Below are 13396 nucleotides of genomic sequence, written 5' to 3'. Positions count from 1 at the left end.
ACTCGATTTCAGGTCGCGGGGAGGTGTGCGCTAATGTTTGTCTCGCGCCAGCGCGCGGGCACCCCTAGCTCAATTGGCAGAGCAATTGACTCTTAATCAATGGGTTCTCGGTTCGAGTCCGAGGGGGTGTACCAACGACGAAGGCCCCGGTTCGCCGGGGCCTTCGTCGTTTCCGGACGCCTACGTGGCCCGTCCGGCCGGGGCCGCTTAGGGTGAACCATGGCGATCTCGGCGGCGACCAGAACGACGGCGGCTGCGCTCGGGGGTCTGATCGGGCTGGTGCTGCTGCTGCCGCTCGCCCCGCCGGCCCAGGCGGACTTCGCCTCGCAGTGCAGCTCCCCCAGCCGGACGCTCACCGGTGACCGCTCGGAGTCGTTGAGCGTCGCCGGCGGCGAGACGCTGCTGCTGACGGGCGGTGCCTTCACCGGAGGAATCGATGCCTTCCCCGCCGGCTCGACGCTCTGCGTCGCAGCGTCCGCCGTGCTCACCCCGCCGTACATGAACAACGCCGCGGGTGCGCTCGTCGTCGCCTCCGGGGCGGAGGTCACGCTGCCTGGCACCGCCGTCGCCACCGGGTTCTCGCTCGAGAACGAGGGCACCGTCACCGGCGGGACCTTCAACATCAACGGCGCGGCGAGCATCCACAACCTGGCCGGCGGCACCCTGACCTTCCGTGAGGCGTTCTCGCCCGCGACCGGCGCCGTCGTCAACGACGGCGAGATGGAGGTGCGCGGCGACTACAACGTCAACGGCAGCGCCTCGCTCGAGAACAATGGTGCGCTGCGGATCACCGCGGGACTGATCGTGAACGGACGTCTGCAGAACTCCGGCGCGCTCGAGGCGAATTCCGTCGAGGTCAACGGCTCCGGCACCCTGCACAACGAGTGTGTGCTCCTCGCCCAGGCAGCGTTGCGCAACAACTCTCCGTCGTCGCTCAACGAGGGCTTCGCCCTGGTCGGTGCGACCTTCACCAACAACGGCACGTGGCGCCAGGCCTTGAGCGGTGCCCTCCTCAGCGCCGGACTGTCCAACGACGGCACGGTCACGGGCTTCGGGCGCTACCGGGTCACCGGCGAGACCCGGACGCAGGGCACCTTCACCGGCGACTCAGCCGCGTCGCCCATCGTCGTCAACGACACCACCCCGCCGACCCCGCCGCAGATCTTCGACCTGCAGTCGGGCACGGTCACCAACGTCGTCCCGGCGGCCGTCTCGGCGGTCCCGCCGGAGGACTACCCGACACCAGGGTGCTCGGGCCTGCAGCCCCGGCCGAGCGCCGACCTGGACGTCTCCAAGTCCGGCCCCAGCACCGTGGCGTCGGGCGACACGATCACGTACACGGTCACGATCACCAACAACGGCCCGACGACGGCCGACGCGGTCGAGATCGTCGACGAGCTCCCCGCCGCTCTCACCGGGGTGACCGCCTCCGACGGCGGCACTGTCGCCGGCGGCGAGGTGACCTGGCAGCTCGACAGCGTGGCGTCGGGGGCGACCGTGACTCGCACCGTCTCGGGCACCGCGCCGGCGAGCGGCACGCTGGTCAACGTCGTGCGTGGGACCAGCAGCACCGCCGATCCGGACCCGAGCAACAACGACGGCACGTCGCCGGCCGCCGAGGTCACGACCCAGGTCACCGAGGTCGCCGAGCCCGGCCCCGAGAACGACCCCCCGGTCGCCGCCTCGGTCACCTACGACACGCTGGTCGAGCGTGTCTCCCTCAATCGGCTCGACGTGAGCGACCCCGATCCCGGCCAGAGCCTGCGAACGACGCTGCAGGATGCGCCCTCGAACGGCAGAGCCGTCGTGACCCCGGCCGGACTGTTCGGCTATGCGCCCGAGGACGGCTTCACGGGCATCGACAGCTTCGACTACGAGGTGTGCGACAACTACGTCCCTGCCGCGTGTGACTCCGCGACGATCACGATCAACGTTCGTCCGGTCGCCGTCGACGACACCGCCGAGACCACGGTGGACACGCCCGTCGACGTGCCGCAGCTCGCCAACGACCTCGGCGACGACGTGATCGTCACGATCCCGACCCCGCCGGCCCATGGCCTCGCCGTCGTCCGGCCGGACAACACGATCCGGTACACCCCGGGACCTGGCTACCTGGGCACCGACGTCCTGACGTACCGCATCTGCGCCGCCAGCGCGCCGACCCTGTGCGCCGAGGCGGACGTGGACCTCGTGGTCCGCTCACCCAACGCGCCGCCGGTCGTCCCCGACGAGCTGTGGCGGACGGTCACCGAGCAGCCGGTCGACGGGACCCTGCGCGGCACCGATCCCGACGGCGACGCCGTGAGTTACGTCATCGCCCGGAACCCGCGCGAGGGCACGGCGACCCTCACCGGCGCGGACGTCATGTACACACCGGGCGTCGGGTTCTCCGGCCGCGACGACATGTCCGTCATCGTCTGCGACGACGGCACGCCAAGCCTGTGCTCGAGCGGCACGGTCCGCTTCGAGGTCTCACCGTTGGCCACCGACGACAGCGCGCGGACGCCCGCGGGCGAGACGGTCGAGATCGACTCCTTGACCAACGACAAGGGCGAGGCCGGCGACCCGGTCGTCGTCGACGCACCGGGTCACGGGACGGTTGCCCTGAGCGACGGACGCTTCGCCTACACCCCGGAGGACGGGTTCACCGGGACCGACCGCTTCACGTACCGCATCTGCTCGCCGGACCCGGTCCCGCTGTGCTCGCAGGCCGAGGTCACGATCGTGGTCGAGGCGCAGTCGGACGGTGGCGGTGGATCGACGGACGACGGCGGGTCCACCGACGACGGCGGGTCCACCGGTGACGACGGCTGGGGCTCGGGTGACCTCGCGAACGCCGGTGGCCCGGCGGCGTGGCTCGCGACGCTGGCCGGCGCGCTGCTCGCCGTGGGCGCCGGGCTGCTGCTCAGCGCACGTCGAAGCCCCGGCTCCCGCCGACGGGCAGGTCGGTGACCTCGCGCGAGGTCACCCTGGCACCCGAGGGGCCGTCGGCCAGCCACGCGAGCACCTCATCGACCTGCGCGTCCGTGCCCTCGACCTCGGCCTCCACGCTGCCGTCCGGGAGGTTGCGGACCCACCCCGACGCTCCCGACCTCTCGGCCACGATGCGCATCGTCCACCGGAATCCGACGCCCTGCACCCGGCCACGGACGATCACGTGCACGCGCCTCATGCGTCGGCTCAGTGCTCCCCGAACTGCTTGATCGCGCGACTGATGCTCGTGTGCGAGACCCCGACCTCGTCGGCGATCTCCTGATAGGACATGCCTGCGTCGACGGCGGCGGCGAGGGACTCGGCCCACGCCCGGCGTGCCCGCGCGACCGCCTCCTCGTACTCGGCCGTCGCGGCGTCGTACGCCTCGCGGGCCTCGTGCAGGGCGCGCGGCACCGACTCGTCGTACGCCGTGCGGTGACGGAAGGCCATGCGCACAACCTACGCTCGGCTGACCCCGATTTCATCAGGGCACTCATCATCAGTACACTCATGACATGCCCGGTCCCCGCAATCCCCTCTCGCTGGACGAACAGGTCTGCTTCGCGCTCTCGGTCGCGTCGCGCGCCGTCGTGTCCTGCTACCGCGACGTCCTCGAGCCGCTCGGCCTCACCCACCCGCAGTACCTCGTGATGCTCGCGCTCTGGGAGAACGACGGCCAGACGCTCCGCGCGCTCAGCGACCGGCTCCGGCTCGAACCCGCGACCGTCTCTCCGCTCGTCAAGCGCCTCGAGGCTGCCGGCCTGCTGCGCCGCGACCGCCGGCCCGGCGACGACCGCGCCTTCGCGCTGACGGTCACCGAGGACGGCTGGGCGCTGCGCGAGCGCGCCCTCGACGTGCCGGTCACGATGCTCGCCCGGTTCGACATGAGCGTCGCCGAGCTCGAGCAGGTCAACCAGGTCCTGCACCACGTGATCGAACGGGCCGACCACGCGCTGACGGGAGCCACTCGATGAGCGAGACCACCCGGAACCCCGTGGCCTTCGACGACAACGAGCCCTCGCTGAACCTCGTCCGGCGCCGGATCCTCGCGATCACGTGGGTCGTCACGACGATCCACGGTCTCTTCGGCGCGATCGGCGCGGCCTACGCCCTTGGCCCCGATCGTCGTTCGGACCAGATCATCCTGCTGGTCATGTCGGTCCCGATCGCGCTGCTCGTCTACGGAGTCGCGCGGTTCATCCTGGACAAGCCGCTGCTGACCTGGCGGTCGCTGCCGTGGCTGCTGCTCACCCTGACGCCGTGCGTCGTCGGCTTCTTCTGGGTGCTCTGACGGGTCAGCGCTGGAAGGCGTCCGGGACGCCGTCGCCGTCGTCGTCGGCGGACTCCTCCTGCTCGACCCGGCGGTAGTGCCGGTTGCGCGACCTCAGGACCACCGCGGCCAGCAGGGCCGACGTCACCGACCCGAGCAGCACCCCGATGCGCACGAAGTCGTCGAGTTCGGGATCGGCGAAGGCCAGGTCGCCGATCAGCAACGACACCGTGAAACCGATGCCCGCCAGCATCGCCACGCCCGCCACGTCGACCCACGCGATGCTCGGGTCGAGCCCGGCCCGGGTCGTCCTGGACAGCAGCCAGGAGCTGGTCAGGATGCCGACCGGCTTGCCCACGACCAGCCCCAGCACGATGCCCCAGAAGACCGGTGAGTGCAGGGCGTCTCCCATGACGCCGCCGCCGAACGTCACCCCGGCGGCGAAGAAGGCGAAGACCGGGATCGCGAAGCCCGCCGAGATCGGCCGCACGAGGTGCTCGATCCGTTCGGCGATGCTCGCCCGACCGGCTCGCTCGACCGCCGGCACGGTGAAGCCGAGCAGCACGCCGGCGACGGTCGCGTGGACCCCCGAGAGGTGGACCAGGTCCCACGTCACGAGCGCGAGCGGGATCAGCAGCCAGGGCGTGCGCGGGCCGCGCTGGACGACGAACGCGAACAGCGCGAGCGGCACGGCCGCCAGCGCGAGCATCGCCAGATCGAGGTCCTCGGTGTAGAACACGGCGATCACCGTGATCGCGAGCAGGTCGTCGACGACCGCGAGGGTCAGCAGGAACGTCCGCAACGCCGACGGCAGGTGGGTCGAGATGACGGCCAGGACCGCCACCGCGAACGCGATGTCCGTGGCCGTCGGAATGGCCCACCCGCTGGTCGTCCCGTGGCCGGCGTTCACCGCCACGAAGATCAACGCCGGCACGACCATGCCACCCACGGCGGCCACGATGGGCAGCGCGGCGCGGCGTGGGTCACGCAGGTCGCCGGCGACGAACTCGCGCTTGAGCTCCAGCCCGACCACGAAGAAGAAGATCGCCAGCAACCCGTCGGCCGCCCACGTCTCGACGCTCAGGCTCAGGTGCAGCGCCGACGGGCCGAACACGAAGTCGGACAGATCGTGATACGCCTGCTGCCACGGCGAGTTCGCCCAGATCAGCGCGGCCGCGGCGGACACGAGCAGGATCAACCCGCCGACGGTCTCCTTGCGCAGGATCTCCGCCGTTCGCGAGGACTCGAGCCAACTGCCACGCGAGAACAGGGACGGCGCGTTCATGGGGCTCCTCCAGGGTCGGCGACATGCCGCCGACCAGACTTCCCGGCACACCCTCAACTCAGCCTATCGGCAACCGACGTCCGTCCTTGAGTCAGCGACGCACCTTGGCCGTCACCGCCGAGGTGCGGGACGTGGACTGGTAGCCCGGTGCCGTGCCGACGACGGTGACCCGGATGCGCTTGCCACGCATCGAGGAGCTCACCTTGAGCGTCGACTTGGCCGCGTGCTTGATGCGAACGCCACCGACATACCAGCGGTAGCGGAACTGGGTGCCGGCGCTCCACGCGCCTGGCTTCGCGCGCAACTTCGCACCGACCCTGGCCCGACCGGTGATACGCGGCGTGGATGCGCTGATTCGGCCGCGCCCGACCAGCACGTACTCCGAGGCCTGGGCGACGTTCGGCAGGCCCGGATAGTCCACGACGGCGACGACGCGGGAGTCGGCGCTGTCGCCCGGCACGATGAGCACCGGACCACGGGCCAGGACGGTTCTACCTACCTCATCGGTCCACCGGATGCGCGGGGTGGCGTTCGGAAGATCGCCCGTCACCCGGGCGGTGAGTCGCTCACCGACCCGTCTGGTGCCCGTGACGGTCACCGTCGGGTGGAACGTCCGATCGGCCAGCACCCGGACGACCGCGCCCTCGCCGGGCACCACCGTGATCGTCCCGGCATTGGCGTGCGCCACAAAGGGGAACCCGGTGCCGGTGGCGGAGTCGACCTGCGGGTCGAACTCCGTCTGCTCACCGATGAAGCCGGCATCCTCCCGCCCGTGCGTGAGCAGTGTCGTCTGACCCGTCGCCGGATCGAGGTGCGTCACCGTGATCGCACCTCGCGGGTAGACGTAACCCGTGTTCGTGTCCAACATGTGCCGCGCGTAGAAGCTGCTGCCCTCGTCCTCAGCGTTCGCTCCCCAGCGGTAGTCGACACCGAACAGCTCACCGTCGTACTCCACGACGATCCCGTGCTGACCGTTGACGTTTCCGCGACTCTCGATCTCGTACGTCGTGGGCGTGGTGATCGTCGACCACGAGGACCCCCTCACGAGGCCGAGATGGTATCGCTGAGCCGTGCCCAGGAAGGTCGGTTCGTAGGCCTGCGGAGCCGACCGCATCACCTTCCCCGTGACGCTGTAGGCGTCCGTCGGGAACGAGGACCTGCATCCGGTGCACCGGTCGGCCACGGCCTCGGGGAAACCCATGTTCCGGGAGAGTCCGGCGATGATCGAGGCCGTCGCGTGGGTGCCCAGCAGAGCGATCACCTTTCCCCCGTCGTGAACTCCAGCACCGACCGTGCCCTGCGTCGACCGGGTTCCCGGGACCAGCGTCGACTCGCAGGTCTCGGGAACCACCACGACGAGATGGTTGCCCGGGCCACCGGGGAATCCCGCGGCCACCGCGGCCTTCGTCCACACCGTCTGGGCCTCGCTGAGGCTGGCCACGTTGCACCCCGACGTACTGGCGTCGGCCAGGCGCGTCACGGCCTTCTCACGGCTGAAGGACGAGATCACGCCGTCGGACTCACGCTTCCAGTAGGCGAGGGCCGAGTCGACGGACGTGCGAACGGCGTCGTCGGTCCAGGTCGTCGCGTAGGACCCTGCACTCGTCAAGAGCACCACCCAGGCATGGTGGGCCAAGGGATCGACCGCACCCGATGACGCCGGATCGGCGGCGACGGCGGTGGGTGCGATCGGCGAGAACAGACTCGCCAGAACTCCCACCAGGACAGCAACGATCGCCCGGCGCATGGGCCCTCCCTCGGTCTCGTGCGGCGGGCCGAGTCTACTTGGCGCGGTCGGCACGCGCCTCGAAACCCGAGTCTGGCTGCACGCAGGACCGGACGTTCAGTCCGTGCCGGGTTGGACCGGTTGCCTACGGTCGAGCCATGAAGTGCCCCACCGACGACACCGTCCTGGTCATGAGCGAACGCAGCGGCATCGAGATCGACTACTGCCCTCAGTGCCGTGGGGTGTGGCTCGATCGCGGCGAGCTCGACAAGATCATCGATCGCGCCTCGGCCGCACCGACCACCCCGTCCGCACCGGCGCGCGAGTACGAGGCGCCGCGTGGCCGCGAGACGTCCTCGTACCCGAAGAAGCGCAAGCGCGAGAACTGGCTGTCGGAGCTGTTCGACTGACCCGACGCCACCGCTCTCGTCAGCGGTGGATCATGCAGGTCGTCGTGCCGTGGGCGACGAGCCTGCCCTCGGCGTCGTGGACCTTGCCCTCGGCCGTGGCGGTGCTGCGACCGACGTGGATCACCGTGCCGGTGCCGACGAGCGTCTGCCCGTCGACCGGCACGGTGCGGATGTAGTTGACCTTGAGCTCGAGGGTGCCGAAGCCGGCGCCGGCGGGCAGCGTCGTGTGCACGGCGCACCCCATGACCGAGTCGAGCAGCGTCGCGCAGGCTCCGCCGTGCAGGTTCCCCAGCGGGTTCGCGGCGGTCGGCAGCGACTGGATCGAGAACGAGGCGGTGCCCTCCTCGAGCGAGAGGATCTCCATCCCGAACAGGTCGCCGATGATCGGCGGGCGCTGGTCGCGCGGCATCGAGGTCGCGAACCGCAGGAACTCCAGTCCGGTCATCTGCTGCGCGGCGGCCAGCTGGGCCTCGGCGAAGGGAAGCGTCGTCATGTCGACGAGCATAGACCGATCGGTCTATGCTGGGCAACGTGACGTCTCCTCGCGACCGGTTGGTCGACACGACCGCGGTGCTGCTGCGCCGCCACGGCGTGCACGGCACCGGCATCGCCGAGATCCTCGAGCGCAGCGGCACCGCGCGGCAGTCGATCTACCAGCACTTCCCCGGCGGCAAGACCGAGCTGGTGGCCGCCGCGACCCGGCGCGCCGGCGACTTCATCGTCGGACTCTGCGACGACCCCGACCCGCACGCCCACGTCGACGCGCGCATCGACTGGTGGGTCGGGCAGCTGGAGCGCCACGACTTCGCCCTCGGCTGCCCGATCGCGGCCGCCGCCCTGGCCGGTCCGGACAGCCCGGCGGTCGTCGCCGCGGCCGGGGAGACCTTCGACGACTGGACGGGCCACTTCACCGCGGTCCTCGTGGCGGCGGGGGCCGAGCCCGACGCCGCGGCTTCGCTCGCGCGCTTCCAGCTCAGCGCGATGGAGGGCGCGATCATGCTCGCCCGCGCACTGCGGTCGACGGCGCCGATGGACGACGTGCGGGTGCACCTGCACCTCCTGATCGACGGCCTGCTGTCAGACTGAGCCCGTGTGGGTGGGATGGATCGAGTTCGACCTGCGGCTCGGTGACGTGCACTCCCTCAAGGAGAAGCGCGCGATCGTCAAGCCGATCGTCAACGAACTGCAGCGACGGTTCGCCGTGTCAGCGGCCGAGACCGACTCCGTCGACCTGTACCGGCGCGCGGGCATCGGCGGCAGCCTCGTGTCGATCGACCGGGCCCACGTCGTCCAGGTCCTCGACACCGTGGAGCGCTGGATGGCCGGCCGCCCCGAGGTGGAGATCCTCGAGGCCCACCGGCACATCGGCACGAGCAGCGACGACGACCAGGGCGAGCTCTCCTACTGAGCCTGCGACCCCGCGTCAGTCCTTGCGGCGCGTGCCCGGGCGGGAGCGGATGCCCCACTGCGAGAAGGCGAAGGCGATCGCCGCGACGACCACGAGCAGGGCGAGTCCGATCGTGTAGCTGTGATCGGCCTCGTCGTACGTCGCACCCATGACGAGCGGCGGGAAGAACCCGCCCAGGCCACCTGCGGCACCGACGATGCCGGTGACGCTGCCGACGCGCTCGGGCGGCGCGAGCTTCGCGACCCACGCGAACACGGCGCCCGTGCCGAGGCCGAGGAACGCCGCGAGCAGCACGAACGCAGCTCCGGCGGGAATCTCCGGCGGCGGCTGCAGCGCGACGACCGCGGCCATCACGACGGTGCCCAGCAACGAGATGCCCGTGATGAGCTTCGGCCCGACCTTGTCCGACAGCACGCCGCCTGCGGGGCGGGCGGCGACGGCCGCGAGCGCGAAGCCCGCGGTGCGCGATCCCGCACCGGCGAGGTCGAAGTCGTACACGTCCTTGAGGTACGTCGGCAGGTACGTCGAGAAGGCGACGAACCCGCCGAACGCGACGGCGTACAGGAACGACATCTGCCACGTGACCGGCAACTTCGCGGCCGCCGCGAGCTTGGGCACGACCGGGTCCGTGTTCGGACTCCACAGCGGCGAGTCACGCATCATGAACCAGCACAGCACGGCCACGGCGACGACGGCCAGGGCGATGATCACGTGGGTGACGCCGTAGCCGAACCACTGGACGAACCGGGGCGTGAAGAACGACGACAGCGCCGTGCCGCCCATGCCCGCGCCGAACACGCCCGTCGCGAAGCCGCGGCGGGGCTTGTCGAACCACGCGTTCACGAACGGGATGCCGACCGCGAAGGTCGTGCCCGCGATGCCCAGGAAGAACCCGAACAGCAGCAGCAGCGGATACGAGCCCTGGTCTCCCGCGAAGGCGACGAGGACGACGAACGGCGCCGCCGCCACCATGAGGACCGGGAACATGACGCGGCCACCGAACCGGTCCGTGAGCGCTCCGGCGAGGATGCGGCCGACCGAGCCGACGAGCACCGGCGTGGCCACGAGCAGCGACTTCTGACCGGAGGACAGGTCCAGCTGCTCGGCGTACCGGACGCCCAGCGGGGCGATCACGTTCCACGCCCAGAAGCTCACGGTGAACGCGAGCGTCGCGAGCGCGAGGTTGCGCCCCCGCCCCGCCGCCAACGCCTGCTCGGTGTCACTCATCGTGGTCTCCTGGTGTCGCGGTCACGGGTGCCGACGGGGTCCCAGCCGGCGCGCGGCGGGCGCGCGCCGGTGCCCCGGGACGCGTCGCGGCTGCGGTAGACGATGTACGGCCGGAACAGGTAGTGCACCGGCGCGGTGAAGGCATGGACGAGCCGCGTGAACGGCCAGATCGTGAACAGCAGCATCCCGACCAGCACGTGGATGTGGAACTGGTACGGGGCCGCGGCCATGGCGTCCACGTCGGGCTGCAGCCGGAAGATCGAGCGGAACCACGGCGAGACCGTCTCGCGGTAGTTGTGCGCGTCGTGGCCCGCGCCGACCGAGACCAGCGTCGTCCACAGGCCGAGCACGATCGCCGACACCAGCACGACGTACATGACCTTGTCGTTCGTCGTCGTGGCCATGAAGACGGGCCCGGTGGTGCGGCGGCGGTAGATCAGCAGCGCGATCCCGGCCAGGGTGGCGAGGCCCGCTATCGAGCCGAAGAACAGGGCGTTGAAGTGGTACATCCCCTCGCTGATGCCGAGCGCCTCGGTCCAGCTCTCGGGGATCACGAGGCCGCCGACGTGACCGACCGCGACCATCAGGATGCCGAAGTGGAACAGCGGCGAGCCGATCCGCAGCAGCCGGGACTCGTACAGCTGCGACGACCGCGTCGTCCAGCCGAACTTGTCGTACCGGTACCGCCAGATCGTGCCGCCGACCAGCACCGCCAGACACAGGTAGGGCAGCACTCCCCACAGCAGGACGTCCATCAGCGTGCTCCTTCCGGCTGCACCTGGGGCAGGAGCCGCGGGTCGAACGGCTCGAGCCCGACCGACTCCGCCGGTTGGACGGGTCCGGCCATGGCCATCGCCTCGGCCGTCGTACGCGGCGAGGCACCGGGCAGGGTGCGGCACACGGCGCGCACCGCCGGGGCCCACGGCGAGTCGTCCGCCTCGAGCTCGAGCCGCAGCAGCTCGAGGCTCGGCCGGTACCGCTGCAGCAGCTCGGCGCCAGCATCGGGATCGACGACCGCGGCGAACTCCAGTACGACCGGCAGGTGGTCAGGCAACTCGCCGTCGAGCCGCACGACCCAGCCGCTGTCGCGGTAGACCTGCTTGAAGCCGGCCAGCACCTCGCCGCGGCGGCGGGTGTCGCCGTCGGTCCAGTACGACAGGTGCAGGGCGTGCCGGCGGGCCAGGTCGAAGGTCTCGACGTAGTCGTGGCGCAACCGGTCGGCGTCGGTGACGGTGAGGTGCTCGACCACCGCCCGCAGGTCGTCGACCGCATCGCTCGGGCGCTGCTCGTCGAGCGCCGCCGCGAGGGCCGGCAGGCCCGCGACCAGCTCCTCGTCGGGGTAGGACAGGACCCACGACGCCACCTGGTGGACCACCGGGACGCTCATGAGTCGTCCCCTCGGGCCGGGAACAGTCCTGGCGGTGCGCCGTTGCCGTCCCAGTTGAGCAGGTTGACCCGGTCGCGCATCTGCCCCGAGCCGGCGGCCGTACCGGACTCCTGACGGTTCTTCAGGGCGTGGAAGGTCTCGACCGCGACCGGGGTGGGCGTCCCGCTGGCCTCGCCGAACGGCCCGGAGCCGCCCATGCCCGGCCCCTCGTCGAAGTCGAGCGAGCAGCCGATCTCCTCGAGGTCGTGCGCCTGCTCGGCGTGCGCCTTGGGGATGACGTAGCGCTCCTCGTACTTCGCGATCGCCATGAGCCGGTACATCTCGTACATCGACTCCTCGGTCATGCCGACCGCCTCGGGGATCGAGGCGTCGCTCTCGCGGCCGAGCGTGATGTCCCGCATGTAGGCGCGCATCGCGGCCAGCCGGTCGAGCACCTCGGTGATCACCTCGGTGTCGCCGGCCGTGAACAGCTCGGCGAGGTACTCCACGGGGATCCGCAGCGCCTCGATCGCACCGAACAACGTGCCGGCCGACTCGGCGTCGTGACCCTGTTCGCGCAGCAGGTCGACGATCGGCGACAGCGGCGGGACGTACCAGACCATCGGCATCGTGCGGTACTCCGGATGCAGCGGCAGGGCCACCCGGTACTTCTTGGCCAACGCGTACACCGGCGACCTCCGGGCCGCGTCCAGCCAGTCCTCGGGAATCCCCTGCTCGCGAGCCGCGCGCGCCACCTCGGGGTCGTCCGGGTCGAGGATCACGTCCATCTGGGCCTGGTACAGATCCTTCGGATCGGGGACCGCGGCCGCCTCGGTGACGGCGTCCGCGTCATAGAGGAACAGGCCCAGGTAGCGCAGGCGGCCGACGCACGTCTCGGCGCACACGGTCGGCAGGCCGACCTCGATGCGCGGGTAGCACATCGTGCACTTCTCGGCCTTGCCCGACTTGTGGTTGAAGTAGATCTTCTTGTACGGGCAGCCCGTGATGCACTGGCGCCAGCCGCGACAGCGGTCCTGGTCGACCAGCACGATGCCGTCCTCGCTGCGCTTGTAGATCGCGCCGGACGGGCAGGACGCCATGCAGGCGGGGTTGAGGCAGTGCTCGCAGATCCGCGGCAGGTAGAACATGAAGGTCTGCTCGAACTCGAACTTGATCTTGTCCTCGCTCTGGCGCCGGACCGCCTCGACGATCGGGTCGAGGTGTCCCATCTCGCTCGTGCCGGCGAGGTCGTCGTCCCAGTTCGCCGACCACGTGACCTTCGTGTCCTCGCCCGTGATGAGCGACTTGGGCCGCGCGACCGGGAAGTCGTCGCCGAGCGGCGCCTCGATGAGCGTGGAGTAGTCGTACGTCCACGGTTCGTAGTAGTCCTTGAGCTCGGGCTGGACCGGGCTGGCGAAGATGCCGAACAGCTTCTTGAGCCGGCCGCCGGCCTTGAGCTGCAGGTTGCCGCGGCGGTTGAGCGTCCAGCCGCCCTTCCACTGTTCCTGGTCCTCGTACCGCCGTGGATATCCCTGCCCGGGTCGGGTCTCCACGTTGTTGAACCACACGTACTCGGTGCCGGCCCGGTTCGTCCACGCCTGCTTGCAGGTGACCGAGCAGGTCTGACAGCCGATGCACTTGTCGAGGTTCATCACCATGCCCATCTGGGCCATGACTCTCATGCTCGTACCTCGCATTCGTAGTTTCGACACGGTCGCAAAGCGACCTGCT

General features: G+C 70.3%; 15 protein-coding genes and 1 tRNA gene. 7 read left to right on the top strand and 9 right to left on the bottom strand.

From position 1 onward, the window contains the following. Window positions 1–58 precede the first annotated feature (58 nt). Together ACT26F_RS02230 and ACT26F_RS02225 are read left to right on the top strand one after the other, a co-directional pair. Window positions 59–134: transfer RNA gene (locus ACT26F_RS02230), tRNA-Lys, on the top strand. 85 nt (window positions 135–219) lie between these two features. Then, window positions 220–2952, top strand: coding sequence for an Ig-like domain-containing protein (locus ACT26F_RS02225; protein ID WP_471668849.1), 2733 nt, complete (start codon window positions 220–222; stop codon window positions 2950–2952). Here the strand turns inward: ACT26F_RS02225 and ACT26F_RS02220 are convergent. Continuing rightward, window positions 2906–3172 (bottom strand): acylphosphatase, encoded by a 267-nt coding sequence (locus ACT26F_RS02220; RefSeq protein ID WP_471668848.1) that lies wholly within the window; start codon window positions 3170–3172, stop codon window positions 2906–2908. The genes ACT26F_RS02225 and ACT26F_RS02220 overlap by 47 nt on opposite strands. A gap of 8 nt (window positions 3173–3180) precedes the next feature. Beyond that, on the bottom strand, window positions 3181–3423 hold the full coding sequence (locus ACT26F_RS02215; protein ID WP_471668847.1) for a helix-turn-helix domain-containing protein: 243 nt from the start codon (window positions 3421–3423) through the stop codon (window positions 3181–3183). Between the two features lie 65 nt (window positions 3424–3488). Between ACT26F_RS02215 and ACT26F_RS02210 the strand changes: the two genes are divergently transcribed. Together ACT26F_RS02210 and ACT26F_RS02205 are read left to right on the top strand one after the other, a co-directional pair. Beyond that, window positions 3489–3947 carry a MarR family winged helix-turn-helix transcriptional regulator gene (locus ACT26F_RS02210; protein ID WP_471668846.1) on the top strand — a complete coding sequence of 153 codons (459 nt, stop codon included), beginning with the start codon at window positions 3489–3491 and terminating at the stop codon, window positions 3945–3947. Further along, complete coding sequence (locus ACT26F_RS02205; protein ID WP_471668845.1) at window positions 3944–4264, top strand: hypothetical protein; 321 nt, start codon at window positions 3944–3946, stop codon at window positions 4262–4264. Before ACT26F_RS02210 ends, ACT26F_RS02205 begins: the two co-directional genes overlap by 4 nt. Before the next feature lie 4 nt (window positions 4265–4268). Here ACT26F_RS02205 and nhaA read toward each other — a convergent pair whose 3' ends face one another. Both nhaA and ACT26F_RS02195 read right to left on the bottom strand, forming a co-directional pair. Next, window positions 4269–5528 (bottom strand): Na+/H+ antiporter NhaA, encoded by a 1260-nt coding sequence (nhaA, locus tag ACT26F_RS02200; RefSeq protein ID WP_471668844.1) that lies wholly within the window; start codon window positions 5526–5528, stop codon window positions 4269–4271. 91 nt (window positions 5529–5619) lie between these two features. Continuing rightward, entirely contained in the window at window positions 5620–7275 is a 1656-nt protein-coding gene (locus ACT26F_RS02195) for a hypothetical protein (RefSeq protein WP_471668843.1), read from the bottom strand. A gap of 137 nt (window positions 7276–7412) precedes the next feature. On the opposite strand from ACT26F_RS02195, the gene ACT26F_RS02190 reads away from it, so the two are divergent. Next, window positions 7413–7664, top strand: coding sequence for a TFIIB-type zinc ribbon-containing protein (locus tag ACT26F_RS02190; protein ID WP_471668842.1), 252 nt, complete (start codon window positions 7413–7415; stop codon window positions 7662–7664). A gap of 19 nt (window positions 7665–7683) precedes the next feature. Here the strand turns inward: ACT26F_RS02190 and ACT26F_RS02185 are convergent, their stop codons facing one another. Beyond that, complete coding sequence (locus ACT26F_RS02185; protein ID WP_471668841.1) at window positions 7684–8157, bottom strand: PaaI family thioesterase; 474 nt, start codon at window positions 8155–8157, stop codon at window positions 7684–7686. Between the two features lie 38 nt (window positions 8158–8195). On the opposite strand from ACT26F_RS02185, the gene ACT26F_RS02180 reads away from it, so the two are divergent. Both ACT26F_RS02180 and ACT26F_RS02175 read left to right on the top strand, forming a co-directional pair. Beyond that, entirely contained in the window at window positions 8196–8750 is a 555-nt protein-coding gene (locus ACT26F_RS02180; protein ID WP_471668840.1) for a TetR/AcrR family transcriptional regulator, read from the top strand. A gap of 4 nt (window positions 8751–8754) precedes the next feature. Next, window positions 8755–9072, top strand: coding sequence for a DUF503 domain-containing protein (locus tag ACT26F_RS02175; protein ID WP_471668839.1), 318 nt, complete (start codon window positions 8755–8757; stop codon window positions 9070–9072). A gap of 15 nt (window positions 9073–9087) precedes the next feature. On the opposite strand, the gene ACT26F_RS02170 is transcribed toward ACT26F_RS02175, so the two are convergent. The 4 genes from ACT26F_RS02170 to narH are packed head-to-tail and all read right to left on the bottom strand — an operon-like array spanning window position 9088 to window position 13347. Further along, the gene (locus ACT26F_RS02170) at window positions 9088–10299 is read right to left on the bottom strand and encodes an MFS transporter (RefSeq protein WP_471668838.1); all 1212 of its coding nucleotides are present in this window, start codon (window positions 10297–10299) and stop codon (window positions 9088–9090) included. Then, window positions 10296–11054: a respiratory nitrate reductase subunit gamma gene (narI, locus tag ACT26F_RS02165; protein ID WP_471668837.1), complete on the bottom strand. Its 759-nt coding sequence runs from the start codon at window positions 11052–11054 to the stop codon at window positions 10296–10298. Before narI ends, ACT26F_RS02170 begins: the two co-directional genes overlap by 4 nt. Continuing rightward, window positions 11054–11686 (bottom strand): nitrate reductase molybdenum cofactor assembly chaperone, encoded by a 633-nt coding sequence (gene narJ, locus ACT26F_RS02160; protein ID WP_471668836.1) that lies wholly within the window; start codon window positions 11684–11686, stop codon window positions 11054–11056. The genes narI and narJ overlap by 1 nt, the downstream gene beginning before the upstream one ends. Then, entirely contained in the window at window positions 11683–13347 is a 1665-nt protein-coding gene (narH, locus tag ACT26F_RS02155; RefSeq protein ID WP_471668835.1) for a nitrate reductase subunit beta, read from the bottom strand. The genes narJ and narH overlap by 4 nt, the downstream gene beginning before the upstream one ends. Window positions 13348–13396 lie beyond the last annotated feature (49 nt).

The organism is Aeromicrobium sp. SP1, assembly GCF_055663785.1.
This window is presented reverse-complemented; position numbering and strand designations above follow the sequence as displayed.